The following is a 26,274-nucleotide window of genomic DNA, read 5'->3' as shown; positions in this document are numbered from 1 at the left end:
GAAGATGAGTTTTCAGCCAGTGAAGTTCTACCAGACCGGCACACTGACGGTCGGCAATCGCCTGCTTGCGCCAGATGAGCGCAGCGTGCAGGCCAACCAGATGCGCAGCAACTCCATCAACTCCGGGCATCGCGCCTGCCAGGGGTGTGGCGAGGCGCTCGGCGCGCGCTATGCCATCGACGCGGCGATGGCCGAGAGCAACGGGCAGTTGATCGCGGCCAACGCGACCGGCTGCCTGGAAGTGTTCTCCACGCCGTATCCGGAATCGTCCTGGCAGGTGCCATGGGTCCACTCGCTGTTCGGCAATGCGCCGGCAGTGGCGACCGGCATCGCGGCGGCGATGAAGGTCAAGGGCCGCCATGATGTGCGCGTGGTGGCGCAGGGTGGCGATGGCGGCACCACCGACATCGGCTTTGGCTGCCTGTCCGGCATGTTCGAGCGTAACGACGATGTGCTCTACATCTGCTACGACAACGAGGCCTACATGAACACCGGCGTGCAGCGCTCTTCCGCCACGCCGCCGACCGCACGCACCGCGACCACCATGCCGGTGGGCAAGGAGCCGGGCAACGTGTTCGGCCAGGGCAAGAACGTGCCCGAGATCGCGATGGCGCACAACATCCCTTACGTGGCCACCGCCACCGTGGCGGATCTGCGTGACCTGGAATACAAGGTACGCAAGGCGATGAACATCCGTGGTGCCCGCTATATCCACCTGTTCGTTCCCTGTCCGCTGGGCTGGGGTTCGGCTTCGCATGACACCATCCGCCTTGCGCGCCTTGCCAAGGAGTGCGGCATGTTCCCGGTGTTCGAGGCCGAGCACGGCGAAGTGACCGGGGTGCTGAAGATACGCCACAAGGTTCCGGTCGAGGAATACCTCAAACCGCAGAAACGTTTCGCGCACCTGTTTGGCAAGAACGCCCATCCCGATATGGTGGCGCACCTGCAGGCCATCGCCGACCGCAACATCCGCAAATACGGCCTTCTCGACGAGGAGGTGAAATAAAATGCCAAACAAACCTTTTGCCATCACCCTGAAACCGGGCACTTCACTGAACAACCTGACCGGAACCTGGCGCACCTCGCGCCCGGTGTATCTGGATCGACTGCCACCCTGCAACAATGCATGTCCGGCGGGCGAGAACATCCAGGGCTGGCTGTTCCATGCCGAGAGCGGCGACTACGAGCAGGCTTGGCGCGTGCTGGTGCAGGACAATCCTTTGCCTGCCGCGATGGGGCGCGTGTGCTACCACCCGTGCGAAACCGCGTGCAACCGCGGCCAACTGGACAGTGCGGTCGGCATCAACTCGGTGGAGCGGTTCCTCGGAGACGAGGCGATCAAGCAAGGCTGGAAGTTCGATGCGCCCGCTACCGCGACCGGCAAGAAGGTGCTGGTGGTCGGCGCCGGTCCCTCGGGCCTGTCCGCCGCCTATCATCTGGCACGCATGGGCCACAAGGTCGAGATCCGCGAGGCCGGCCCGCTGGCCGGTGGCATGATGCGTTTCGGCATCCCCAAATACCGCCTGCCGCGTGAAGTGCTGGATGCCGAGGTGCAGCGCATCGTCGATCTGGGCGTGACCCTGAAGTTCAACAGCAAGGTGGAGAACATCCAGCAAAGCATGAAGGAGGGCGGTTTCGACGCGGCCTTCCTCGCGGTCGGTGCGCACATCGGCAAGCGCGCGATGATCCCCGCCGGCGACGCCTCGCACATCGTGGATGCGGTGTCGGTGTTGCGCTCGATGGAAGGCGAGGACAAGCCCATGCTGGGGCGCAAGGTCGTGGTGTACGGCGGCGGGAATACCGCCATCGATGTGGCGCGTACCGTGAAACGCATGGGGGCGGAGCCGATCATCGTCTATCGCCGCACGCGCGACAAAGCACCGGCGCATGACTTCGAGATCGAGGAAGCGCTGCAGGAAGGCGTGATGATCAAGTGGCTGTCCACCATCAAGCAAGCTGGCGCGGGTGAGATCACTGTCGAGAAGATGGAGCTGGACGAGAAGGGCTTCCCGCAGCCGACCGGCGAGTTCGAGAAACTGGAAGCGGATTCGGTGGTGCTGGCGCTGGGGCAGGATGTGGATCTGTCCCTGCTCGACGGCGTGCCCGGCCTGGAGGTGAAGGACGGCGTAGTAAAGGTCGCCACCAACATGATGACGGGCTTCCCCGGCATCTTCGCCGGCGGCGACATGGTGCCGTCCGAGCGCACCGTCACGGTGGCGGTGGGTCACGGCAAGAAAGCGGCGCGCAACATCGACGCCTGGTTGCGCGGCGAGACCTACGAACCGGCCCCCAAGCATGAGATCGCCGAATCGAAGAATCTGAACTCCTGGTATTACTCCGACGCGCACAAGACAGTGCGGCCGATGCTGGACATCATCCGCCGCCAGTCTACATTCGAGGAAGTGCAAGGCGGGCTGGACGAGAGCAATGCGCTGTTCGAGGCGCGGCGGTGCCTTTCCTGCGGCAATTGTTTCGAGTGCGATAACTGTTACGGCGTGTGCCCGGACAATGCGGTGATCAAGCTCGGCCCCGGCAAGCGCTTCGAGTTCAAGTACGACTACTGCAAGGGTTGCGGCATCTGCGTGGAAGAGTGCCCGTGCGGCGCGATCAAGATGGTGCCGGAGGATATTTGACAGGGGATAATTGATGCACGAGATGTCGCTTGCCGAAGGCGCCTTGCAGATCATCGAGGACGCTGCGGGCAAGCAGGGCTTCAAACGCGTCAAGACGGTATGGCTGGAGATCGGCAAACTATCCTGTGTCGAACCTGAAGCCATGCGCTTCTGTTTCGATGCGGTGACCCGGGACAGTATCGCAAACGGTGCGCGGCTGGAGATCGTCGAGACGCCGGGACAGGGCAGATGCCCGCACTGCGGCCACGAGATGCCGATCTCTACGCTGTACGACGCCTGTCCAGCATGCGGCGGTTATGGCGTGCAAGTCATCGCAGGTGATGCCATGCGGGTGAAAGAACTGGAGGTGGAGTGATGTGCCTGACTTGCGGATGCGGGACGAACGAAGTGTTCATTCGCGGAAGACAGCCCCATCGTGCCGGCAAGGCGAGTGCGCCCGCCCGCTTCCGTCCTCACGTCACTGAGGCGACAGTCAGCGATGCAAGTCATATTGCACTCTCGCATGTGAACGAATCTCCACTCGAATTTCCCCATGAAAATCAAAAGCACACCCTCCCTTCCGGAAGGAGGGGTGAGTTGGAGGGCGACCCCCCCTCCAACCCTCCCCCAGGGGAGGGAGTTGGCGAATCATTTGAATTCAAGATTGGCGACGAAGATGCTTCACGCATCGTCAAGCTGGAACAGGACATCCTCGCGAAGAACGACGCCCATGCGACGACCAACCGCAATCTGTTTGCCGAAGCCGGCATCCTCGCGCTCAACCTGGTGTCCAGTCCCGGTTCCGGCAAGACCACGCTGCTGGTGCGTACCCTTGAGATGCTCAAGGGAAGATTGCCGGTGGCAGTGGTCGAGGGCGACCAGCAGACCGAAAACGATGCCGAGCGCATCCGTGCCACCGGCGTCGAGGCGATCCAGATCAACACCGGCAAGGGCTGCCATCTCGACGCGCAAATGATCGAACACGCGCTGCAACAGATGGCGATGCCGCAGGGTGGCGTATTGTTCATCGAGAACGTCGGCAACCTGGTCTGCCCGTCCGCATTCGACCTGGGCGAAGCCGCCAAGGTGGTGGTACTTTCCGTCACCGAAGGCGAGGACAAGCCGCTCAAATACCCGGACATGTTCCGCGCCGCAAAACTGATGCTGCTCAACAAATGCGATTTGCTCCCGCACCTTTCTTTCGACGTGGCGCGTGTCGAGGAATACGCCAGACGCGTCAACCCGGACATCGTGATCATCCGCCTCTCGGCCACCACCGGAGAGGGCTTGGGCGACTGGCTGGCGTGGCTGGACGCGCAACGGGCGGTTTAGTTGGCTGACTGCACAACAAACCCTGCAGGAGCGCAATTTCACCTCGAAGGTAACCAATGACTTGCCCAGCGTCTTTTGCCGGGCTAGTCAGATGGCTAGTAGTTCAATCAGGTTCTCGTGTCCTGAGGGTGTTACGCGATCAGGTCGTAAATCGGGGAGCCATCGCCCGGTAAGTCGGACTCCTGCACCTGAAATAAAAAGCCCGGCGATTCCGGGCTTTTCGTTTTGGAGGAACGGGATGTCGTACAACTGCCCGATGAGTTGGGCGGTCAGGACTTACAGCGACTTGCCGACTTTCATGATGCCGTGGTCTTCGTTGCTGACTTTGCAGGTGAAGCCGAGTCGGTTCATCAGCTTGAGCATGTTGTGGTTGTTGCTCAACACTTCGCCCTCGATGGTTTGCAGGCCCTTTGCGCGCGCAGCTTCCATTAGCGAGACCATGAGTTTCTGCCCCAGTCCCTTGCCGGTGATGTTGTCGGCCACAGCCAGTGCGAATTCGCAGGAGTCGCCGTCCGGATTGATGGCATAGCGCGCCACGCCGAGTTCGACTTCGCTGCCCGGTTCGCCGGTCACGGCGATCAGTGCCATCTCGCGGTTGTAGTCGATCTGCGTCAGCTTTGCCAGCATGGTCTCGGTGAGTTCCTGCATGCTGTTCATGAAGCGGAAGTATTTGGATTCTTCCGACAGGTCGCGCACGAATTGCTGCACCAGTTCCGCATCTTCCGGCCGGATCGGCCGGATGGTGATGTCAGTGCCGTCGGCAAGCTGCCATTCGCTGACCAGTTGCGTGGGGTAGGGATGGATGGCCATGTGCGCGTAGTGGTCGGCACTCGGCTGGCGATATTCCAGTACCAAGCGAGCATCTGCCGCCAGTGCGCCGTGCTCGTCGAGGATCAGCGGATTGATGTCCATCTCCTTGAGCAGCGGCAGTTCGCAGACCATCTCGGAGACGCGCAGCAGCACGTCTTCCAGCGCGGCCATGTCAGCCGGCGCCATGTGGCGGAACGCACCCAGCATCTTGGAGACATGGGTGCCCTGGATCAGGTCTTTGACCAGGAACTTGTTCAGTGGTGGCAGTGCGACGGCGCGGTCACCCATGATCTCGACGGTGGTGCCGCCCGCACCGAAAGTGATCACCGGGCCGAACACCGGGTCGCTGGTCACGCCGATCATCAGTTCGCGGCCGTTCGGCTTGACGATCATCGGCTCGATCGAGATGCCGTCAACCTTCGCGTTGGGTCGGTTGCGCTTGATGTTGTCCTGGATATGCTGGTAGGCGGCGCGGACCTCGTGCGCGTTGCCCAGATTGAGCATCACGCCGCCGGCGTCGCTCTTGTGCGTGATGTCGTGCGAGTTGACCTTCATCGCCACCGGGAAACCCAATTGCTGCGCGATCAGCAACGCTTCGTTGGGCGAATGCGCGATCATCGTCTTGGCGACCGGGATGTGGAAGGCGGACAGTACCGCTTTCGATTCCATCTCGGTCAGCACCTTGCGGTGTTCCTGCATCGCGCCCTCGATGATCAGGCGCGCGCTTTCCACGTCCGGCTCGATATGGTGTTGCGACAGCGGTCCGGGCATCTGCATCAGCAGCTTCTGGTTGCGGTAATAGGCAGACAGGTGGGAGAACACCTCGACGGCGGGTTCCGGTGTGCGGAAGTGCGGCCGGTGTGCCTTGGCAAACGCATTGCGCGCCTCGGACACCTGTCCCTCGCCCATCCAGCAGGTCAGTAGCGGCTTGCTGTGGGTGTTGGAGAGCTCGATCAGCGCCTGTGCGGATTCCAGCGGCTTGGTCATCGCCTGCGGTGTGAGGATGGCCAGCACACCGTCCACGTTGTCATCTTCGAGGCAGGCTTTCACCGCATGGTGGTAACGGTCCGCCTGCGCGTCGCCGATGATGTCCACCGGGTTGCTGTGCGGCCAGTTCGGCGGCAGATGCTGGTTGAGATAATCGACGGTGGTATCCGACAGGGTCGCCAGCGTCAGGCCGAGGTCGGACGCGCGGTCGGTCGCCATCACGCCGGGCCCGCCGCCGTTGGTGACGATGGCGAGCCGGTCACCGACCGGACGGAAGCCGCAGGACAGCGCCTTGGCGGCAGTGAACAGCTGCGTGATGGTCTGTACGCGCACCACACCGGCACGGCTGACCGCCGCGTCGAACACGTCGTCAGCGCCGACCAGCGAGGCAGTATGGGACATCGCCGCCTTGGAGCCTGCCGCATGGCGGCCGACCTTTACCAGGATCACCGGTTTGATGCGCGCGGCGGCGCGCAGTGCGCTCATGAAACTGCGCGCGTTGCGGATGCCTTCGATGTACATCAGGATGCTGTGGGTGTTCGGGTCGGATACCAGGTAATCGAGGATCTCGCCGAAGTCCACGTCGGTGGACGAGCCCATCGACACCACGCTGGAAAATCCCACGTCATTGTTGTGCGCCCAGTCCAGGATCGCGGTGCAGAGCGCGCCGGACTGTGAAACGAAGGCGATGTTGCCGGTATTGGCGCCGCCCTTGTTGAAGGTGGCATTCAGGCCGATGGACGGGCGCATGATGCCAAGGCAGTTCGGGCCGATCAGGCGGATGTCGTAGCGGTGCGCGGCCTCGATGAATTGCTTTTCCAGTGCGGCGCCCGCAGGGCCCGTTTCGCTGAAGCCCGCGGTGATGATGACCGCCGCCTTCACGCCGTGCAGGCCGCATTCCTCGATGATGCCGGGTACCGTCTTCGGTGGCGTGGCGACCACCACCAGTTCCACCTGTTCGCCGATGTCGGCGATGGAGGCATAGGCGCGTTTTCCCTGCACTTCCGGGTTCTTGGGGTTGATCGGATAGAGATTCCCCTTGAAGCCGCTTTCCAGCATGTTCTGGAACACGATCTGGCCGACCGAATCGGGACGGTCGCTGGCGCCGAATACGGCGACGGACTTGGGTGCGAAAAGGGTGTTGAGGTAATGCTTGCCCATGATTTGTTCTTTTGGTGGTTTGAATAGCCCGCTATTATAGCACCTGCACGTTGCCAGACCGTTACGGAGAACCGCTTGCAGACCGCCTATATCAGCCACCCGCTCAGCGTGAAACACGACATGGGGGCCCATCACCCGGAGTGTCCGGCACGCATCCACGCCATCGAGGACCAGTTGATCGCGGCCGGGCTGATGGACTACCTGCAACGTCATGAAGCGCCTTCCGTGACGCGGGAACAGTTGCTGCGTGTGCATGATGCGGACTATGTCGACTGGGTCGCGTCCTGTTCGCCCGCGCACGGCATCGTGCAACTCGACGGCGATACCGCGATGAACCCGTTCAGCTATCAGGCGGCACTGCATGCAGCCGGCGCCGCGGTGCTGGGCGTCGATCTGGTGATGGCAGGCAAGGCCGAGAACGCCTTCTGTAATATCCGCCCGCCCGGCCATCACGCCGAGCGGAGACGTGCGATGGGCTTCTGCATCTTCAACAATGTTGCGGTCGGCGCCGCACATGCGCTGGCTCAGCACGGCTTGCAGCGGGTCGCGATCGCTGATTTCGACGTGCATCACGGCAACGGCACCGAGGATATTTTCCGCAATGAGCCGCGCGTGATGCTGTGCTCCACCTTCCAGCATCCGTTCTACCCGTATTGCGGCGCCGACAGCGGCAACGAGCACATCATCAACGTGCCGCTGCCGGCCGGAACCGGTAGTGACGGGTTCCGTTTCACGGTGATGCAGCAATGGCTGCCCGCACTGGAGCGATTCCAGCCCGAATTACTGCTGGTCTCGGCGGGATTCGACGCACACCGCGACGACGACATGGCGATGCTGGGTCTGACCGACGCGGATTATGCGTGGGTGACAACGGAGTTGAAGCGTATCGCGGAAAAGTACGCGCAACGCCGCATCGTGTCGGTGCTGGAGGGCGGCTATGAACTGGCCGCGCTGGGGCGCAGCGCACTGGCGCATGTCAAGGTGCTCAGCGGAAATTAAGTCGATTTCCGGCGGCGGGCGATATTCGCGATTCCGGCTTGCGATACACGCAGTCCCTAGAATTTTTCCTTCAGTTCATCGAGTAATGCAGCGATCTGTTCCGGCTTCTCAAGCATTGCGCCGCTGACCCAGAATACGTCCTCGGCGCGGCTGCCGAGGGTGTTGATCTTGGCGCGATGCAGGCGAATGTCGTGATGGTCCAGAATCAGCGCGATGCGCGCCAGCAGTCCCGGCCGGTCGCCGGCGGTCAGCGATAACACATGGATCCCCTTGTGGTCCGGTTCGAGCCGGACTTCGGTGGGAATGGGGAAGTGCTTGAGTTGCCGGTTGATGCGCCCCGATGTGGCAGGTGCGACCGGCTTGGCCTGTGCGACCTGCCCGGCCAGTTCGAATTCGATGTAATTCATGATGTCGCGGTATGCGGTGTCGCTACGTACCGCCTCCATGATCTGGAAGCTGTTCAGCGCGTAGCCGTGGCGGGTAGTGTGGATCCTGGCTTCGACGATGGTGTAGTTCATCCGTGCGAAGAAGTCGCAGATGCGCGCGAACAATGCACGCTGGTCTGGGCAATAGACCATCACCTGCAGGCCTTCCCCGGCACGACTGAGGCGCGACTTGACGATGGCCGCGCCGGGATCGACCCTGGATGCGAGCAGGCGTGTGTGCCAGGCGATCTCATGCGCTTCGTGATCGAGGAAGTAGTTGTCGTCCAGTTGTGCCCACAGCAGACGGTAATTTTCCGGAGTGAGCGCGTACAGGTTCAGCACTTCTGCGGCTTCGCTGCGGATCACGCCGAGCCGATCGTCGATATGGCCGTCGCTGAGATAGCGGCGCGTCTGCCGGAACAGGTCTTCCATCAATTTGGCTTTCCATGCGTTCCATACCTTGGGACTGGTGCCGCGCACGTCAGCGACGGTGAGCAGGTACAGCGCGACCAGGTAACGGTCGTCCGGGATCCTTGCGGCAAAGTTCGCGACGACTTCAGGGTCGGAGATGTCCTGTTTTTGCGCGGTGGCGGACAGCGTCAGGTGTTGCTCGACCAGCCATACGACCAGTTCGGTGTCGTCGCGGCTGAGCCGGTGCGCTTTGCAGAATGCGCGCGCGTCCGTCTTGCCGAGCTCGGCATGGTCGCCGCCACGCCCCTTGGCGATGTCGTGGAACAGCCCGGCGATATAAAGCACTTCGGCCCGCGCGAATTCATTGATCAACTTGCTGCATAGCGGATGTTCGTGCGCGAACTCGGGCGCAAGGAAGCGGCGCAGGTTGCGCACCACCATCAGGATGTGCTCGTCCACGGTGTAGACGTGGAACAGGTCGTGCTGCATCTGCCCGACAATTCGGCCGAATGCGGGAAGGTAGGCGCCGAGGATGCCGTACTGGTTCATGCGCCGCAGCGCGTGCAGCACACCATGCGGCTGGCGCAGGATCTCCATGAAACGGACGCGGTTCTGCGGGTCGCGGCGGAATTTCGTGTCGATGTGGTGCTGCGCGCGCCACAGTGCGCGCAGGGTCGGCGCAGTCAGGTCGGTCAGCGCGGGATGTTGTTGCAGGATCAGGAACAGTTCGAAGATCGCGCCGGGCGTGTGTTCGAAAAGGTGCTCGTCGCGGATCTCCAGCAAGGTGCCGACCGTCCTGAAGCGTTCGTTCAGGGCCTGTACCGGCGGTGCTTCGCGGAACAGGTGGTCATGCAGGTTCTGCAACAGGATGGTGTTGAACTGGCGCACTGCACGTTTGGTCTTGTAGTAGTGCTGCATCAAGTGTTCGCTGGCACGGCGGTGCGCCGAGGCGGGCACACCCATCTGATCGGCCAGCAACGTCTGGAAGTCAAATATCAGACGGTCCTCGCGGCGTTTGGCGAGGTAATGCAGGCGGATGCGCAAGGTCTGCAGCAACTTGTCGTGCCGGGTTATCTGGCGCGCTTCAGAGGGGGTGATCAGCCCGGCTGAGGCCAGTTTCGTCCAGTGAGTACCCAGTCCGGCCGCGCGCGCGATCCAGTTTATGGTCTGCAGGTCGCGCAGCCCGCCGGGACTTTCCTTGAGGTTGGGCTCCAGGTTGAAGTCGGCATCGAGGAAACGCGCGTGGCGCTGCTGTTGTTCCTGCAGCTTGGCGAGGAAGAATTGGCGCGGGTCGAGGTGCCGGTGCACGGCCGTATCCAGCGTCCTGAACAGTTGCGCGTCGCCGGTCAGCAACCGAGTCTCGAGCAGGTTGGTCTGCACGGTGATGTCGGCCGATTCGGACAGGCATTGTTCGACGGTGCGGGTGCTGTGGCCGACTTCCAGGCCGATGTCCCAAAGCGTGCCGATCAACTGGCGCAACTTCTGCTCCAGGTCTTCGTCCGGCTCGGCATCGAGCAGGATCAGCAGGTCGATGTCGGATCTCGGATACAGTTCGCCGCGCCCGTAACCACCGACCGCGATCAGCGCGATATGTGCCGGCATGTCCAGCATCTGCCAGACACGGCGCAGGTAACGGTCGATGAGCCGGCTGTGCGCCCGCAACAGGGAAGTCGCCCTGCCGTTCTGCAGGAAATCCCGTTCGAGCACAGCCCGGTCGGTGCGCAGGGATACGCGCAGGGAGGCTGTCTGGTCAGGGGGTTGGAGGGGGAGGGCAGCCATCGGAAACGGTCAATACCTCGAAGCCGGTGTCGGTGACGAGAATGGTGTGCTCGTATTGCGCCGACAGGCTGTGATCCTTGGTGACGACGGTCCAACCGTCGCCCAACTGTTTGATTTCCTTCTTCCCGGCGTTGATCATCGGCTCGATGGTGAAGGTCATGCCCGGCTCGATGCGCAAGCCGGTTTTGGGGCGGCCGTAATGCAGCACCTGGGGTTCTTCGTGGAAACGCTGGCCGATACCGTGTCCGCAGAACTCCCGCACCACGCTGTAGCCCAGCGGTTCGACGAAGCTCTGGATGGCATGGCCGATGTCGCCCAGATAAGCGCCCGGCCTGACTGCACGGATGCCGCGCCACAGGGCCAGCCAGGTGGTCTCGCACAGGCGCTTTGCCTGGATGGACGGTTCGCCGACGTAGAACATGCGGCTACTGTCGCCGTGATAGCCGTCCTTGATGACGGTGATGTCCAGGTTGACGATGTCGCCGTTCTTCAACACCTTATTGCCGGGCACGCCATGGCACACCTGATGGTTGATCGAGGTGCAGATGGATTTCGGGTACGGCGTATGTCCGCCGGGAGCGTAATTGAGCGGGGCGGGGATGCCGTGCTGCACATTGACGATCAGGTCGTGGCACAGGCTGTCCAGTTCGCCGGTGGTTACGCCGGCCTTGACGAACGGGCCGATGTAATCGAGCACTTCGCTGGTCAGGCGACCGGCGACGCGCATCTTCTCGATTTCCGGCAGGGTTTTGATGGGAACAGGCATGATGATCTGGATGACTTTCTGGTGCCCGAGAATAGCACGCGAGAAAGATTGCCGACAAATCAGTTTAGGAACTACACTCGCGTGGCGCCGGGCAGGCCGGTGCGTTAACTTTCAGGCAATTCATTCGGGAGAAAATATGAAAAAATCGTTAGCCATCATCCTGTTGCTTTCCGGTTGCGCCAATGACCCGCAGGGTGGCGCGGTCGTGGGTGGTGCGGTCGGCGGCGCAGCGGGTGCTGCGGTCGGTTACGAGATGGGGGGGCGCGACGGTGCCGTAGTCGGCGGCGCGATCGGTGCAGCAGCCGGGGCTGCCATCGGCAGTGACGCCAGCCAGCCAGCCCAGCCTGCGGCTCGCACCACGGTTCCTGCGGCAAGCAAGAAGCAACGCGGGCACGATGAGGAGAAACATCGCGAGCACCGCAAGAAAGGCCATGATCACGATGACGATGAAAGGGACGATTGATTCGTTGCTTTCTGCCCGTGCCGGTTCCGGCACGATGATGCCATTCCGTTAGTTTATTGCCGGTGCAGCGCGATCCGCAGTGGGCGCGCTGCGGGCACCGATCCCTTCTGGATTATCCGGGATTGCCGGAAGACGGGTTGAAATGGCGATTGAATTCGGTGATCGGCATCGGTTTTCCGAACAGGAATCCCTGGAACTTGGTGCAGCCTTTTTGCAGCAGCAGCGCTTTTTGTTCTTCGGTTTCCACGCCCTCGGCGATGACATCGAAATCCATACTGACCGCCATGGCGATGATCGCACGCGTGAGCGCCCGGTCGTTGCTGTCCGAGACGAGATCGCGCACGAAGATCTGGTCGATCTTGATCTGGTCGAACGGAAGACGCTTGATGTATTGCAGCGAAGAAAAGCCCGTGCCGAAATCGTCCAGCGAGAAACGGATGCCGATCTTCTTCAGCGCGCCTATCGTGGCGATGGTTTCTTCGATGTCGTCCAGCAGGATGCTTTCGGTCAATTCCAGTTTCAGCGATTCGGGGCGGATGTCGTGGCGCCGGATGGCATCGTTCACCTTGTCCGCCAGCCCGACCTGTCGGAACTGTCTGGCGCTCACGTTCACCGAGAGCGTGAAATCTGCGGTGGAGCCGTTGTGCCGCCAGTCCGCGAGTTGGGCGCAAGCCATGTCGAGCACCCAATCCCCGATGGCCAGTATCGATCCGGTCTCTTCCGCCACGGAGATGAACTCGTCCGGGAAAACCAGTCCTCTCTCCGGGTGCTGCCAGCGTACCAGTGCCTCCGCGCCTAACGGGCGACCCTGCTCGTCCACCTGTATCTGGTAATGCAAACGGAATTGATTTTCCTTGATCGCCATATCCAGCTCATGTTCCAGCATGATCTTGGCGTTGAGCGCTTGCTGCATCTCGCGGTCGAACAGGCATACCGTATTGCGCCCGGCACGCTTGGCCTGGTACATGGCGATGTCCGACTGTTTGAGCAGTTCGTCCAGCGGCTGTTCGACAATACCGAACAGTGTGATGCCGATGCTGGAGGTGATGTGGTATTCGACATCCTTGAGCTGGTAGTTCCGGTTGAGGGCCTGGGTTATCTTTTCGCAGATCGTTTCGGCCTGTATCGCGGCCGTGAGGGGGATGCTGCTCAGGCTTTCCAGCACCACCACGAATTCGTCCCCTCCCAGCCGTGCGACGGTATCCCCGTCGCGCACGCAAGTCTCCAGGCGTTGCGCGACCTGTTGCAGCAACAGGTCGCCGATCTCGTGTCCGAGCGTGTCGTTGAGTTTCTTGAATTCGTCCAGGTCGATGAACAGCAACGCGCCCAGCCTGCCACTGCGCAGGCTGGAGACCTGTGCTTGCGACAGGCGATCCATCAGCAATCGCCGGTTGGGAAGTTTTGTGAGCGGGCAGTAGAACGCCAGGTGCTCGATCTGCTCCATCGCCATCTTGCGGTCGCTGATGTCGCTGAGGTAGGCGATGATGAACAGGTCGCCGTTATGTTCGTAGGACGAGAACGATAGCTCGACGGGGAACTCTTTGCCGTTCGCGCGCAGGCCGGTGGATTCCATCGGCTTGTCCGGGTGCTTGCGTTTCCCGGTCTCGATGAAGCGTGCCATGCCATCCCGATGTGCCTCGCGCAACTGTTTGGGAACGATCAGCTCTTCTATCCTGTGCCCGATCGCGTCCTTCGCCGGGTAACCGAATATCCTTTCGGCCTGCCTGTTCCAGTCGATCACCGCGCCCTTGCCGTCCACGCTGACGATCGCGCCCAGCGACGAATCCAGGAACGACTGGATGCGCGCGTTGCGTTCCTTCATGGCCCCGAGTAGTTCCGTGAGCGTCTGCGCGGTCTGCTTGTGCCGGGTGATCTCGGCTATGAGGTGCAGGGTGTTGTCGGCCATGCTGTTATAGGTGGACAGGATCAGATCGATCAGCACCTTGGTCGAACCGCGCATCTGTTCGTCTGCGTATTCCTTGGCGGCGTCCATCGGCATGCCATCCTGCAGGGCAAGCACGATCTTGGCCATGTGGCGGTCGGTCTCGAGTATGTGCGAAGCCAGCCAGCGCGTCAGGAAGGACAATATCTCGGCGATGATGACCTCTGCCGGTTTGTTGTCCTTGTTGTTCTTCAGTCTCAGCACGGTCGTCGAGAAACTGTCGTGGATTTCGAGGTGCTCGTCCTTCAGCTGTTCCTCGCCGAAATGCTCGTGCCAGATCGCCTCCTCGGTCTGGAAGTGGTAGACGGCGTAATCCGCCAGCTCGTCGAAGATGGCATCCAGTTCGAGGTTGTCGGATTTGTAGGCGACGTGGCTCGATAGCCGGTTCAGCAACTGTGCCAGCCGTTCGTGCTGTTCGTCAATGATGGCGATGCCCGTGTTGAAATTCTCATCCCACGGGAATATCTCGATCGAGTCCATTCGCCCCCCCCGAATATCAATTTACAGGCTCATTGCTACCGTACGCTTGCATCGTAAATTATTTTTCCGCCTGTGTCTGTGTTGACTTGCGACCTTACACTATGTCCATGCCAGGGTTTTGGTGTGTGTGAGGCTTGCCCGGAATCACCCCAGTTCGCAGAGGAGATTGCGGACTGCCTGCACACGCATCCGCAGGTCGTCATGCTTCAAATCGATGCGCAACTTGTCCGGTCCGCTCATCCTGACGTAGCGACGGGTCTGGATCATCGTGATGATCTTCATCGGGTCGATGGGCGGGTTGGGGATGAACTGGATGACGATGGCCTCGGATGACGCATCCAGCTTGCTGATGCCTAGCGGCTTGGCGAGGATGCGCAGGCGGTGGCAGTCGAACAAAGATTGCGTCGCGTCCGGCAGCAGGCCGAAGCGGTCGATCAGTTCCTGCTGCATGTCATCCAGGTCTTCGCCGGTATCGCAGTTGGCGAGGCGCTTGTAGATCACCAGCCGCTGGTGGATGTCGCCGCAATAGTCGTTCGGCAGCAGGGCGGGGGTGTGCAGGTTGATCTCGGTGGTCACGCCCAGCGGGTGCGCCATGTCCGGTTCGTGGCCTGCCTTGAGCGACTTGATGGCGGCGTTCAGCATGTCGTTGTAAAGACTGAAACCGATCTCCTGCATCTCGCCGCTCTGCGATTCGCCCAGCACTTCGCCCGCGCCGCGTATCTCCAGGTCGTGCATCGCGAGGTAGAAACCGCTGCCCAGTTGCTCCATCGCCTGAATGGCTTCCAGTCGTTTCTTCGCCTGCGCGGTGAGACCGTCCATGCTGTCCACCAGCAGGTAGGCATAGGCCTGGTGATGCGAGCGTCCGACGCGGCCGCGCAACTGGTGCAACTGCGCGAGGCCGAAACGGTCGGCGCGGTTCATGATGATGGTGTTGGCGGTGGGCACGTCGATGCCGGTCTCGATGATGGTGGAGCACAGCAGCACATTGAAGCGCTGGTGGTGGAAGTCGCGCATCACGGCTTCCAGTTCGCGTTCGCCCATCTGGCCGTGCGCCATGCGGATGCGCGCCTCGGGCAGCAGCGTCTCCAGCTTCTCCAGCATATTGGGCATGGTGTCCACTTCGTTGTGCAGGAAGTACACCTGCCCGCCGCGCTTGAGTTCGCGCAGCACGGCCTCGCGGATCACGCCCTGGCTGAAACTGCTGACGAAGGTCTTGATCGACAGGCGGCGCTGCGGCGCGGTGGCGATCACCGAGAAATCGCGCAGGCCTTCCAGCGACATGGCCAAGGTTCTTGGGATGGGTGTGGCGGTGAGCGTGAGCACATCCACCTCGGCGCGCAATGCCTTGAGGCGCTCTTTCTGCTGCACGCCGAAACGGTGTTCTTCGTCGAGGATGACCAGGCCCAGATTGTGGAACTTCACGTCTTTCTGGATCAGCTTGTGTGTGCCGATGACGATGTCCAGTCTGCCATCTGCCAGATCCTTCAGCGCCTGCGTGGTCTCCTTGGCGGAACGGAAGCGCGACAGTTCGGCGAGCTTGATCGGGAAGTCGGCGAAGCGGTTGGAGAAGTTCTGGAAGTGCTGTTCGACCAGCAGCGTGGTCGGTGCCAGGACCGCGACCTGCTTGCCTTCGCTGGCCGCAACGAAGGCGGCGCGCAGCGCCACCTCGGTCTTGCCGAAACCCACGTCGCCGCAGATCAGCCGGTCCATCGGCTTGCCGGATTGCAGGTCGAGGATCACCGCTTCGATGGCGGCGGCCTGGTCGGCGGTCTCCTCGAAATCGAAGCCGGCGCAGAACGCCTCGTAATCGTGCCAGGTCAGCTTGAATGCATGGCCCTTGCGCAGTGCGCGTTGTGCATAGAGGTTCAGCAGTTCGGCCGCAGTATCGCGCACCTGCTGCATCGCGCGGCGCTTGGCCTTGTCCCATGCGCCGCTGCCCAGCTTGTGCAACGGGGCGGCTTCCGCCGCGCCGCCGCTGTAGCGGCTGATCACATGCAGTTGCGAGACGGGTACATAGAGTTTGTCCTCACCCGCGTATTCCAGCAGCAGGAATTCATTCTCGCCTTCGCCGAGGTCGAGGTTGACCAGTCCCCGGTAACGCGCGATGCCGTGCTGTTCATGCACCACCGGGTCGCCGGGCTTGAGCTCGGACAGGTCGCGCAGCATGCCCTCGACGTTGCTCTTCTTCGCGGCGCGGGCGGCACGGGCACGGGGTTGCGATGCGTAGAGCTCGGTTTCCGTCACCAGTGCAACGTGTTCATCATCGAGGATGAAACCGTTCTGCACCGGGCCGACGCCGAGCATGAACTTCTCTTTGCAGGCGAGGAAGGCTGCGTAGTCGTCGCACACGGCGGGCGTGAGGTCGTATTCCTTCAGGTAGCCGGACACGATCTCGCGCCGCCCCAGGCTGTCGGCCAGCAGCAGCACGCGTCCCGCGTAACCGCGCAGGAAGTCGGCGAATTTCTGTGTCGGTACTTCGGCGCGGCGGTCTACCGCGACAGGCGGGATGGTGGCGGTGGGACAGGGCGTCAGCGATGCGCCCGTTTCTTCGGCGACGATGTCGATCCGCCCGAACTCTTTCGCCTTGATGAAGAACTGCTCCGCATCGAGGAACAGTTCCTTCGGTTCCAGCAGGGGCCGCTGCGGGTCGCCGCGCAACAGGTTGTAGCGCGAGGCAGTGTCCACGGCGAACTGCTGTATCGCGGCATCCACGTCGTGGTGCAGGCACAGCGTCGCCTGTTCAGGCAGGTAGTCGAACAAGGTCGCGGTCTGTTCGAAGAACAGCGGCAGGTAATACTCGATGCCGGACGATGCAATGCCTTTGCTCACATCCTTGTAGATGCGCGACCGGGACGGATCGCCCTCGAACCTTTCCCTGAAGTGCTGGCGGAAGGTGGCCTGGCCTTTCTCGTCCAGAGGGAACTCGCGCGCGGGCAGCAGGCGGATCTCCGGCACCGGATACAAGGTGCGCTGGCTGTCCACGTCGAAGGTGGTGAGGGTCTCGATCTCGTCGTCGAACAGATCGAGGCGATAAGGCAGCACACTGCCCATCGGGTACAGGTCGATGATGCCGCCGCGCACACAGTATTCGCCGGGGGTGAGCACCTGCTGCACATGGGTGTAGCCGGCCAGCGTCATCTGGCTGCGGAAGGCATCAAGGTCGAGCGTCTCGCCTTTCTTCAGGAAGAAGGTGTAGGCGGCCATGTAGCCCACGGGCGGCAGCGGGTAGAGCGCCGTGGTGACAGGTACGATCGCGATGTCGAATGCCTGTGTACGGATGTGGTGCAGCGTGGCGAGGCGTTCGGATACCAGATCCTGGTGCGGCGAGAAGTGGTCGTAGGGCAGCGTCTCCCAGTCCGGCAACAGATGCACTTTCAACGATGGAGCGAAGAAAGGGATCTCTTCCACCAGCCGCTGCGCTTCAAGCGCATCGGCGGCGATGATCACCAGGGGCGACTTTTTCGAGGCGAATTGTGCCAGGCCGAGCGCATCGGACGAACCTTGCAGATTGGCGTAGCGAGGACGGGTGTGTTTGGAGGCGAACAGCATGGAAACGGTCTGCAACAAAGGCGTGCATTATAAGCCAAGCAGATGGGTTTCCTTTACAATCACGCCATGCCTGAATTCCACGCTTTGGTCCCCGCCGCCGGTTTCGGCGCGCGCATGGGCAATGAAATGCCCAAGCAATACCTGCCGCTCGCCGGCAGGCCGATGATCGCGCATGCGCTCGGCACGCTGTGCGCCTGCCCGGACATTGCGACGGTGTTCGTGGTGCTGTCGCCGGGCGATACGCTGTTCGCTTCCTTCGACTGGTCGCACTGCGGCGACAAGTTACAGCCACTGTATTGCGGCGGCGAGACGCGCGCCGGGAGCGTGGCGAACGGACTGCTGGCCTCCGAACTGGAGCCGGACGACTGGGTGCTGGTGCACGATGCGGCACGCCCGTGCCTGACGCAGGCCCATCTGGCAAAACTCATTGACGAATTGCGCGGCGATGCGGTGGGCGGCATCCTTGCCGTACCGGTAGCCGACACGCTGAAGCGTGCAGACGATGCAGGGCGCATCGAATTCACCGAGCCGCGTGAGCGGCTATGGCAGGCGCAGACGCCGCAGATGTTCCGTGCCGGCCTGCTGGCGCAGGCGTTGCAGCAATGCAGCAGCGTCACCGACGAGGCATCGGCGATCGAGGCGCTGGGGCTACAGCCGAAACTGGTGGCGGGCGACAACAGCAACTTCAAGGTGACCTATCCGCAGGATATTGTGCTGGCGGAGTCGTTTCTTCAACGGAAATAAATCCCCTCTCCCGCTCGCGGGAGAGGGGCTGGGGAGAGGGTAATGCGCATTGGACAAGGCTTTGATGTTCACCAGCTGGTGGAAGGGCGCAAGCTGATCATCGGCGGCGTGGACATCCCGTACGAAAAGGGGTTGCTCGGCCATTCCGACGCCGATGTGCTGCTGCACGCGATCTGCGACGCGCTGCTCGGCGCGGCGGGACTGGGCGACATCGGCAGGCACTTTGCCGATACCGACGCGAAATACAGGAACATCGACAGCCGCATCCTGTTGCGCGAATCGCTGCATCTGGTGCGCGAAGCGGGCTGGCGTGTGGCCAACGTGGATGCCACCATCATCGCGCAGGCGCCGAAGATGGCGCCGCACATCGCGCACATGGTGGCGCACATCGCATCCGATCTGCGCGTCGAGAAAAGCGCGGTGAACATCAAGGCGACCACCACCGAGCAACTCGGCTACACCGGTCGCGGCGAGGGCATCGCGGCACAGGCGGTGGTATTGCTGCTGGCGGATGATTGAACTCGCATAAACCGATTCACCACGAAGGGCACAGAGCGCGCGAAGAATATCTGGTGATAAACCGCAGGATGTACTTGAACAACAAGGGGTGTGTGGTAATGATTTTATTTACTTCGTGTCATTCGTGCGCTTCGTGGTGCAAATAGGATTTCCAGTCTGATGAACATCCTCGCGCTCGAAACTTCCACCGAATACTGCTCGGTCGCGCTATGGCGGGACGGCGAAGTCACCGCGCGTTGCGAGCTGGCCGGGCAGGGGCATTCCGGGATGCTGATGCCGATGCTGGACGGGCTGCTCAATGAGGCGGGAACGAAACTTGCCGAACTCGACGGCATCGCGTTCGGCAAGGGGCCGGGCTCGTTCACCGGCATACGCATCGCCTGCGGTGTGACGCAGGGGCTGGCGCTGGGAGCGAACCTGCCGGTGGTGGGCATCTGCACACTGGAAGCCCTGGCCGAGGGCTCCGGCAGACAGAATGTCATCGCGGTGTTGGATGCGCGCATGGGCGAGGTCTATCACGCGGCGTATGAAAGGACAGGAAGCGGCTGGACAGCCGTGAGCGAACCCCGCCTGTGCAAGCCGGAAGATGCGCCCGCCGTGTCCGGAGATGGCTGGTTCGGTGCGGGCAGCGGGTTCGCCGCACATGGCGCAAGGTTGCAGGAAAGATATGTCGGGCAGTTGCAGGCGGTGGATGGCGCGGCGATTCCGCAGGCTGCCATGATCGCCGTGCTGGGAGCGGCGCAGTTCGCCCGGGGCGGCGGCGTGGATGCGGCGCTGGCCTTGCCGCTGTATCTGCGCGACAAGGTGGCATTGAAGACGTCGGAGCGGGAAAAGCACGACGAACGCGGAAAAAAATGATCAGGCCGATGACCGGGGCAGACATCGATGCCGTGCTGGCCATCGAGCAGGAAGTGCAGCCTTATCCCTGGACGCGGGGCAATTTCGAGGATGCGCTGAACAGCGGCTACCTGTGCCGGGTGGAATCGGAAGAAGTGGAGCCTGGCCATCTGGATGCGGGTATCGAGATACGCGGTTATGCGATCCTGAGGATGGTGGCCGACGAGGCCGAGTTGCTGACCATAGGCGTGGCTGCCGGGCAGCAGCGCAAAGGCCTGGGGCGGAAGATGCTGCGCGCGATGCTGGAGGCGGCGCGCGCGCGGGACATGCGCTGCATGTTCCTCGAAGTGCGCGCTTCCAATGCTGCGGCGCTGGCACTGTACCGCAGCGAGGGCTTCCTGCAGATCGGCGTGCGGCGCGACTATTACCGGAACGGCGACCATACCGACGACGCCATCACGATGGCGCGCGAATTGAAGGACGATGGACATGGACAGGAATGAAGCGATATTGCGTGAACTGAACCTGTACCCGCTGTGGGTGCGCAGGGACATGCCCGCGCCTGCCACGACGGAACCTGCATCCGCTGTTGCGGAGCAACCGGTTGCCGAGCATCATGCGGCAACGGGCGCGGAGCCGGTTGAAAGAATGGAGCCTTCCTTCGTGCCGTCATCCGCAAGCGGGGAACTCGACTGGCCGCAACTCAAGCAAAAGGTACGCGACTGTACCGCCTGCAAACTGCGCGCCGGATGTACGCAGACGGTGTTTGGTGTCGGCGACGAGCGGGCCGAGTGGCTGTTCGTCGGCGAAGGTCCGGGTGCGGACGAGGATGCGCTGGGCGAGCCGTTCGTCGGGCAGGCGGGCAAGTTGCTGGACAACATGCTGCTGGCGATCCGGCTCAAGCGCGGCGACAACGCGTACATCGCCAACATCGTCAAGTGCCGACCGCCCGGCAACCGCAATCCCGAACCCGACGAGATCGCCAGCTGTCTGCCCTATCTGCAGCGCCAGATCGAACTGATCCGGCCGAAGATCATCGTCGCACTGGGCAAGGTCGCGTCGAATGCGCTGCTGGGCAAGGATGCGACGATGGCCAGCCTGCGCGGCACGCTGCACGATTATCGCGGTATCCCCATGGTCGTCACCTACCATCCCGCCTATCTGTTGCGCAGTCCGTCCGAGAAAGCCAAAGCCTGGCAGGACCTGTGCATGGCGGTGCAGACACTAAAGGATGCGGACACGATACGGTGAGGCTCAGCCCCACCGTACCTTACGGGATCAACCCACCTTGGGCAGGTGGGCCAGCGATTCCCTGATCGCTTCTTCCGGATAGTTGTAGTTCTCCAGTTGTCCGGAGAAGTACTTGTCGTATGAGGCCATGTCGAAATGCCCGTGGCCGGACAGGTTGAAGAACAGCGTCTTCTTTTCGCCGCTCTCCTTGCATTTCAGCGCTTCGTCGATGCAGGCGCGGATGGCGTGGTTGGACTCGGGTGCCGGGATGATGCCTTCGGCGCGCGCGAACTGCACCCCTGCCTCGAACGTACCCAGTTGCGGCACGGCTACCGCTTCGATCAACCCCTCGTTGTAGAGCTGTGATACCAGCGGCGAATCGCCGTGGTAGCGCAGGCCACCGGCGTGGATGCTGGGCGGCATGAAATCGTGTCCCAGCGTGTACATCTTCATCAGCGGCGTGAAACCGGCGGTGTCGCCGAAGTCGTAGGCATACACGCCCTTGGTCAGCGTCGGACACGAACTCGGCTCGACCGCGACCAGTCGGATATTCTTGCCGGCCGCCTTGTCGGCGAAGAACGGGAAGGCTACGCCGCCGAAATTGGAGCCGCCGCCGCAGGGCGCGAACACCATGTCCGGGTAGTCGCCGACCTTCTCGAACTGCTTCTTCGCCTCCAGCCCGATCACGGTCTGGTGCAGCAATACATGGTTCAGCACCGAGCCCAGCGTGTAGTTGGTGTCCGGGCGCGAAGCGGCTTCCTCTATCGCTTCCGAGATGGCCAAGCCGAGCGAGCCGGGATTGTTCGGGTCCTTCTCTAAAGCAGTGCGACCGGTGTTGGTCTCCATGCTCGGGCTGGCGAACACCTGCGCACCCCAGGTCTGCATCATCGAGCGGCGGAACGGTTTCTGCTCGTAGCTCACCTTGACCATGAACACGCGCACGTCCAGACCGAACATCTGTCCGGCCAATGCGATGGAGGAGCCCCACTGCCCGGCGCCGGTCTCGGTGGTGAGGCGCTTGATGCCGGACAGCTTGTTGTAATACGCCTGCGGGATGGCGGTGTTGACCTTGTGCGAACCGGCTGGCGAGACACCTTCATATTTGTAGTAGATCCTGGCCGGAGTACCCAGTGCGGCTTCCAGCCGGTGGGCACGGAACAGCGGTGAAGGACGATAGGCGTTCAGCGCCTCGCGTACCGGGTCGGGGATCTTGATCCAGCGTTCTGCGGAGACTTCCTGTTCGATCAATGCCATCGGGAAGATCGCGGTCAGGGCTTCCGGGCCGATGGGCTTGCCGTCCGGACCCAGCGGCGGGGTCGGCGGGTTTGGCATGTCGGCGACGACGTTGTACCAGTGCGTCGGGATGTCCGACTCGTCCAGCAATATCTTGGTTTGCGGCATTTGATTCTCCTCCCTGTCGGTTGTTATTGATGATTCCGCTTGTGGCGCCCTTTATATGTTGCCGCCATCCTGATCGTGTGCGTGCCGTTTATATATCGCGGTCATGATGCCGGACAGCAACAGGCCGAACACCGCGATGATGAGGTAGATGCTGAATTCCAGTTTTTCCATCACGGCGTATAACGCCAGCATGGCGAAGATGCTGAGGTTCTCGTTGAAGTTCTGTACCGCGATGGAGCTGCCCGCGCCCATCAGCAGGTGGCCGCGATGTTGCAACAGCGCATTCATCGGCACCACGAAATAGCCGCCCATCGCGCCGATCACGATCAGCAGCAGGATCGCCAGCGTGCTGTTGGTCACCGGGATCATGGCCAGTACCGCCACGCCCATCGCGATGCCGACCGGCAGCACTTTTACCGAGCGCTCCAGCTGGACGAACTTTGCCGCCAGTACCGAGCCGATGGCGATGCCGATCGCGACCCATGCGGTCAGCTTGGCGGCCGTGCCGATGTCGTAATTCAGCGCGACGGCCGCCCAGCCGAGTATCAGCAGGCGCAGCGTGGCGCCCGCGCCCCAGAACAGGGTCGTCACGGCCAGCGATACCTGTCCGAGCGGGTCTTTCCACAGTAACCGGAAGCAGTGCCAGAATTCTTTGACCAGGAAGATCGGACTGCGGCTGAGCGGCTTGTGGTCGATGGCGACCAGCGGGATGTAGAGGTTGAATATGGCCGCAATGATGTAGACGATCGCGATGATCGCGATGGCCAGTTCCGCCACGCTGCCGATGAACGGAATGTGGAGGGCGTGAACCAGCGGGGCGAAGGTTCGCTCGTTGATGAGGATGCCGCCCACGACCGCGCCGAGCACGATGGCGATGACCGTCAGTCCCTCCATCCAGCTGTTCGCCTTGACCAGTTGGCTGGGAGGGAGATATTCGGTGAGGATGCCGTATTTGGCGGGCGAATAGGCTGCCGCACCCAGTCCCACCAGGCCGTAGGCAAGCAGGGGATGGACGCCGACCAGCATGGCGAAGCAGCCGAGGAGCTTGATGTTGTTGCTGACGAACATCACGCGCCCCTTGGGCAGCGAATCGGCGAAGGCGCCGACGAAGGGCGCCAGCACGATGTAGGAGACGATGAACGCCTGTTGCAATACCGGGGTGTGCCAGGCCGGCGAATCGAGTTCCATCAGCAGCGCAATGGCGGCGAACAACAAGGCATTGTCGGCGAGCGCGGAAAAGAACTGCGCTGCAAGGATGATGTAGAAGCCGAGATTCATATTCTTTCGGCGGAGGCTAATGTGCGAGGCACGTTAAAGACGGCAACGCCGTCTGGCCGTAGCCAAAAGAACTGCGCTGCAAGGATGATGTAGAAGCCGAGATTCATACTCTTTTGGCGGAGGCCGATGCACGCAGCGCGTTAAAAAAGGATTCGCGATCTGGCAGTGGCCGAAAGAAATGTGCCGCGAGGATGAGGTGGAAGCCGGGATTCATCAATCTGGAATAATCTTTAATCGGACTGTTTCTTTTATCAGGCCGTTTTATAACACGAAAGCATTGCCCCTGCTATCATTGGCGCGTCTGAACGCAAGCATTCACCACGAAGCACACAAAGGGCACGAAGATGGAGTTTGATCAGCTTTCCAATCAGGTTATTGGATATGCGATAGAGGTGCATCGGGAGCTGGGTCCGGGTTTGCTGGAGTCGACTTATGAAAGGTGCCTGGCTCATGAGCTGGCGGTGCATGGAATTGAGTGTGTGACTCAAATGTCGTTACCGGTTGAATATAAAGGTCTTCATCTGGATTGCGGGTATCGGGCCGATATAGTGGTAAATGGAAAGTTGATCGTTGAGTTGAAGAGTGTCGATGCTCTTCAGCGTATCCATGAGGCGCAATTGCTGACTTATATGAAACTCGCGAATTTCAGGACGGGATTGCTGATCAATTTCAATACGAGCCTGTTGAAAAATGGCATTAAGCGCCTTGTGCTGTAGTTCTTTTGCCTTCGTGTCCTCGGTGAGCTTCGTGGTGAATAGTCGTTCTTGAGTTGAGAAATCTTATGCTTCGTCCTATACAAGCACACATCAACCTGGGCGCTCTGGAGAACAATCTCCGGGTGGCGCGTTTCGCCATATCATCCTCGCGCATCATGGCGGTCATCAAGGCGGACGGTTATGGCCACGGCCTGTTGCGCGTGGCCGATGCCCTGTCCGGCGCGGAAGGTTTTGCGCTGCTCGGTGTGCGCGACGCGGTGCTGCTGCGCGAAGCGGGCTGCCGCCAGACCATCCTGTTGCTGGAGGGATACTTCAGCGAGGAGGAGTTGCCGCTGATCGCGCAACACGGCCTGACCGTGGTGATCCACAGCGACTGGCAGATCGCCATGCTGGATGCCTTTCCGAAGCGCGCGGCGCTGGACGTCTGGCTCAAGGTCAACAGCGGCATGAACCGCCTGGGTTTTGCGCCGCAACATGTGGCGCAGGCGATGGAGCGGTTGCGTCGCCACTCCGCAGTGCGCGATATCACGCTGATGACGCATTTCGCCAATGCCGACGGTGCGCGCGGCGTGGCCGGACAACTTGCGCTGTTCAACGATGTCGCGGCCGCGTATCGCGTGCCGCGCTCACTGGCGAATTCCGCCGCATTGCTGCGCTATCCGGAAACGCACGGCGACTGGGTGCGCCCCGGCATCATGTTGTACGGTTCGTCGCCGTTCGCCGACACGAGCGCGCAACAACTCGGGCTGAAACCGGTGATGACGTTCTCCAGTCGCATCATCGCCACGCAGGAATTACGCGCCGGAGACGAGGTTGGTTACGGCGCGACGTTCCGTGCCGAACAGGCGATGCGCATCGGCATCGTTGCCTGCGGCTATGCCGACGGCTACCCGCGCCATGCGCCGACCGGCACGCCGATACTGGTGGACGGGCAGCGCACCAGAATACTGGGGCGGGTTTCGATGGACATGCTGTGCGTGGATCTGGGCGCGTTGCCGCAGGCCGGTATCGGCAGCAGCGTCGTGCTGTGGGGAGAAGGCATGCCGATCGATGAAGTGGCGCGTGCTGCGGATACCATCGGCTACGAATTGATGTGCGGGCTGACCGCGCGCGTGCCGGTCAGGTATTAGGGGGCGCCATGGACGGGGATATATTGCCGGGCAAGCGGATCGAGACGGGCGATTTGACTTCGGTGAAGATTGGCATCGGCGACGCGTTGCAATTGCAGGATTCTTCCCCGGGCAAACAGCGCCACTACGTGAAACTCATCGGCTACCTGAACCGGAAGAGCGTGCTGGTCTCGCATCCGGTGCAGGACGAAAAGTTGCTCGCCGTCCGGGAAGGGCAGCGTTTCATGGTGCGCGGATTTTCCGCCGCCAAGACTTACGAATTTGCCGCCAGCGTGACCGGCGTCTGTCAGTCGCCCTATCCTTATCTGCACCTCTCCTTTCCGGACGAGGTGCTCACCATCAACATGCGCAGCGCGTTGCGCATCCGGCTCAGCCTGCCCTGTTCGGTCGGATCGCCGTCCGCCGGGGACGGCATGCAGGCGACCATCGAGGATATGAGCGTCTCCGGCGCGCGCGTCCAGGCGCGGTCGGCATTCGGGCGGGTGGATGACGAGGTGAAGGTGGGTTTCCGCCTGCCCGTCGACGGCGCTGAGCAGGCATTCGTCGTGCCGGCGATCATCCGCAATGTGCGCGACGATGCAGACAATGGCGGCGGGGGCAAGCTGGTCATGCACGGACTGGAATTCATCCAGCCGGAAGGCAGGGAGCGCTCCGCGTTGCAGAATTTCATCTATAAGACCATTGCGGAAAGTTAGGAAGGCGA

General features: G+C 61.7%; 20 protein-coding genes and 1 pseudogene. 14 read left to right on the top strand and 7 right to left on the bottom strand.

The features are described 5' to 3' along the window. Nucleotides 1-4 precede the first annotated feature (4 nt). From IPM27_03700 to hypB, 4 genes are read left to right on the top strand one after another with little or no spacing between them, the layout of a single operon-like run. The gene (locus tag IPM27_03700) at nucleotides 5-1,006 is read left to right on the top strand and encodes a pyruvate ferredoxin oxidoreductase (GenBank protein MBK9160657.1); all 1,002 of its coding nucleotides are present in this window, start codon (nucleotides 5-7) and stop codon (nucleotides 1,004-1,006) included. A 1-nt stretch (nucleotide 1,007) separates the two neighbouring features. After that, nucleotides 1,008-2,633, top strand: coding sequence for an NAD(P)-binding protein (locus tag IPM27_03695; protein MBK9160656.1), 1,626 nt, complete (start codon nucleotides 1,008-1,010; stop codon nucleotides 2,631-2,633). A gap of 13 nt (nucleotides 2,634-2,646) precedes the next feature. Then, nucleotides 2,647-2,988 carry a hydrogenase maturation nickel metallochaperone HypA gene (hypA, locus tag IPM27_03690; GenBank protein MBK9160655.1) on the top strand — a complete coding sequence of 114 codons (342 nt, stop codon included), beginning with the start codon at nucleotides 2,647-2,649 and terminating at the stop codon, nucleotides 2,986-2,988. Beyond that, a complete protein-coding gene (gene hypB / locus IPM27_03685; protein ID MBK9160654.1) occupies nucleotides 2,988-3,944 on the top strand; it encodes a hydrogenase nickel incorporation protein HypB in 957 nt (318 codons plus the stop codon). Before hypA ends, hypB begins: the two co-directional genes overlap by 1 nt. A gap of 276 nt (nucleotides 3,945-4,220) precedes the next feature. Here the strand turns inward: hypB and IPM27_03680 are convergent, their stop codons facing one another. Then, complete coding sequence (locus IPM27_03680; GenBank protein MBK9160653.1) at nucleotides 4,221-6,902, bottom strand: bifunctional acetate--CoA ligase family protein/GNAT family N-acetyltransferase; 2,682 nt, start codon at nucleotides 6,900-6,902, stop codon at nucleotides 4,221-4,223. Nucleotides 6,903-6,977: 75 nt separating this feature from the next. Here IPM27_03680 and IPM27_03675 point away from each other — a divergent pair, with 75 nt between their 5' ends. Next, complete coding sequence (locus IPM27_03675) at nucleotides 6,978-7,901, top strand: histone deacetylase family protein (GenBank protein ID MBK9160652.1); 924 nt, start codon at nucleotides 6,978-6,980, stop codon at nucleotides 7,899-7,901. Nucleotides 7,902-7,957: 56 nt separating this feature from the next. On the opposite strand, the gene IPM27_03670 is transcribed toward IPM27_03675, so the two are convergent. Together IPM27_03670 and map are read right to left on the bottom strand one after the other, a co-directional pair. Next, nucleotides 7,958-10,516, bottom strand: coding sequence for a [protein-PII] uridylyltransferase (locus tag IPM27_03670; GenBank protein ID MBK9160651.1), 2,559 nt, complete (start codon nucleotides 10,514-10,516; stop codon nucleotides 7,958-7,960). Further along, nucleotides 10,488-11,282: a type I methionyl aminopeptidase gene (map, locus tag IPM27_03665; GenBank protein MBK9160650.1), complete on the bottom strand. Its 795-nt coding sequence runs from the start codon at nucleotides 11,280-11,282 to the stop codon at nucleotides 10,488-10,490. The genes IPM27_03670 and map overlap by 29 nt, the downstream gene beginning before the upstream one ends. 199 nt (nucleotides 11,283-11,481) lie before the next feature. Here map and IPM27_03660 point away from each other — a divergent pair. Beyond that, nucleotides 11,482-11,604 (top strand): annotated as a pseudogene (locus tag IPM27_03660) (glycine zipper 2TM domain-containing protein). Between the two features lie 253 nt (nucleotides 11,605-11,857). On the opposite strand, the gene IPM27_03655 reads toward IPM27_03660, so the two are convergent. Both IPM27_03655 and mfd read right to left on the bottom strand, forming a co-directional pair. Next, on the bottom strand, nucleotides 11,858-14,167 hold the full coding sequence (locus tag IPM27_03655) for a bacteriohemerythrin (GenBank protein ID MBK9160649.1): 2,310 nt from the start codon (nucleotides 14,165-14,167) through the stop codon (nucleotides 11,858-11,860). 144 nt (nucleotides 14,168-14,311) lie between these two features. After that, on the bottom strand, nucleotides 14,312-17,716 hold the full coding sequence (mfd, locus tag IPM27_03650; protein ID MBK9160648.1) for a transcription-repair coupling factor: 3,405 nt from the start codon (nucleotides 17,714-17,716) through the stop codon (nucleotides 14,312-14,314). A gap of 66 nt (nucleotides 17,717-17,782) precedes the next feature. Here mfd and IPM27_03645 point away from each other — a divergent pair, with 66 nt between their 5' ends. The 5 genes from IPM27_03645 (at nucleotide 17,783) to IPM27_03625 (ending at nucleotide 21,067) form a co-directional block, all read left to right on the top strand. Next, entirely contained in the window at nucleotides 17,783-18,460 is a 678-nt protein-coding gene (locus IPM27_03645; protein MBK9160647.1) for a 2-C-methyl-D-erythritol 4-phosphate cytidylyltransferase, read from the top strand. 42 nt (nucleotides 18,461-18,502) lie between these two features. Further along, a complete protein-coding gene (locus tag IPM27_03640) occupies nucleotides 18,503-18,979 on the top strand; it encodes a 2-C-methyl-D-erythritol 2,4-cyclodiphosphate synthase (GenBank protein ID MBK9160646.1) in 477 nt (158 codons plus the stop codon). A gap of 159 nt (nucleotides 18,980-19,138) precedes the next feature. Next, on the top strand, nucleotides 19,139-19,837 hold the full coding sequence (gene tsaB, locus IPM27_03635; GenBank protein MBK9160645.1) for a tRNA (adenosine(37)-N6)-threonylcarbamoyltransferase complex dimerization subunit type 1 TsaB: 699 nt from the start codon (nucleotides 19,139-19,141) through the stop codon (nucleotides 19,835-19,837). Beyond that, nucleotides 19,834-20,319, top strand: coding sequence for a ribosomal protein S18-alanine N-acetyltransferase (rimI, locus tag IPM27_03630; protein MBK9160644.1), 486 nt, complete (start codon nucleotides 19,834-19,836; stop codon nucleotides 20,317-20,319). The genes tsaB and rimI overlap by 4 nt, the downstream gene beginning before the upstream one ends. Next, on the top strand, nucleotides 20,306-21,067 hold the full coding sequence (locus IPM27_03625) for a uracil-DNA glycosylase (protein MBK9160643.1): 762 nt from the start codon (nucleotides 20,306-20,308) through the stop codon (nucleotides 21,065-21,067). Before rimI ends, IPM27_03625 begins: the two co-directional genes overlap by 14 nt. 27 nt (nucleotides 21,068-21,094) lie before the next feature. Here the strand turns inward: IPM27_03625 and IPM27_03620 are convergent, their stop codons facing one another. Together IPM27_03620 and lplT are read right to left on the bottom strand one after the other, a co-directional pair. Further along, a complete protein-coding gene (locus IPM27_03620; protein MBK9160642.1) occupies nucleotides 21,095-22,447 on the bottom strand; it encodes a TrpB-like pyridoxal phosphate-dependent enzyme in 1,353 nt (450 codons plus the stop codon). A gap of 51 nt (nucleotides 22,448-22,498) precedes the next feature. Next, nucleotides 22,499-23,725 (bottom strand): lysophospholipid transporter LplT, encoded by a 1,227-nt coding sequence (gene lplT, locus IPM27_03615; GenBank protein ID MBK9160641.1) that lies wholly within the window; start codon nucleotides 23,723-23,725, stop codon nucleotides 22,499-22,501. A 344-nt stretch (nucleotides 23,726-24,069) separates the two neighbouring features. Here lplT and IPM27_03610 point away from each other — a divergent pair, with 344 nt between their 5' ends. The 3 genes from IPM27_03610 (at nucleotide 24,070) to IPM27_03600 (ending at nucleotide 26,266) form a co-directional block, all read left to right on the top strand. Continuing rightward, nucleotides 24,070-24,441: a GxxExxY protein gene (locus tag IPM27_03610; GenBank protein ID MBK9160640.1), complete on the top strand. Its 372-nt coding sequence runs from the start codon at nucleotides 24,070-24,072 to the stop codon at nucleotides 24,439-24,441. A gap of 65 nt (nucleotides 24,442-24,506) precedes the next feature. After that, a complete protein-coding gene (alr, locus tag IPM27_03605) occupies nucleotides 24,507-25,571 on the top strand; it encodes an alanine racemase (protein ID MBK9160639.1) in 1,065 nt (354 codons plus the stop codon). Between the two features lie 8 nt (nucleotides 25,572-25,579). Next, the gene (locus tag IPM27_03600; protein ID MBK9160638.1) at nucleotides 25,580-26,266 is read left to right on the top strand and encodes a flagellar brake protein; all 687 of its coding nucleotides are present in this window, start codon (nucleotides 25,580-25,582) and stop codon (nucleotides 26,264-26,266) included. Nucleotides 26,267-26,274 lie beyond the last annotated feature (8 nt).

The sequence above is a fragment of the Nitrosomonadales bacterium genome (assembly GCA_016716325.1).
Classification (GTDB): domain Bacteria; phylum Pseudomonadota; class Gammaproteobacteria; order Burkholderiales; family Gallionellaceae; genus Gallionella.
Note: the sequence above shows the minus strand (reverse complement) of the source record. Positions and strands in the feature narration are given on the sequence as shown.